At 66.0% G+C, this 306-nt stretch carries 1 protein-coding gene; it reads left to right on the top strand.

Features of this window, described 5'->3' with window-relative positions:
* Positions 1-306 (top strand): DDE-type integrase/transposase/recombinase (locus H2O73_RS23740; protein ID WP_182110764.1); only part of this gene is annotated, 306 nt, incomplete at both ends.

The raw sequence follows: 306 nt of genomic DNA, 5'->3' as shown, positions 1-306 counted from the left end.
AGAGGCGGCGGTTTGGCTATCGCCGCATCCACGTGATGCTGGAACGGCAGGGGATCATGATGAACCTGAAGAAGCTCAGGCGGCTCTATCGCGAGGAGAAGCTCCAAGTGCGCCGCCGGGGCGGCCGAAAGCGGGCTCTGGGGACACGCTGGCCGATGCTGGTGCCAGATGCCCCCAACCAGCACTGGAGCCTGGACTTCGTCAGCGATGCGCTGACGGATGGCAGACGGTTCCGCGTTCTGGCCGTGGTCGACGACTACAGCCGGGAGTGCCTGGCCTTGGTGGCGGACACGTCGCTCTCTGGCC

Origin of the sequence: Vibrio marinisediminis (genome assembly GCF_014050145.1) — a bacterium.
Lineage (GTDB): Bacteria > Pseudomonadota > Gammaproteobacteria > Enterobacterales > Vibrionaceae > Vibrio > Vibrio marinisediminis.
The sequence above is the reverse complement of the archived record's forward strand: the minus strand, read 5'-3'. Positions and strand labels throughout refer to the sequence as shown.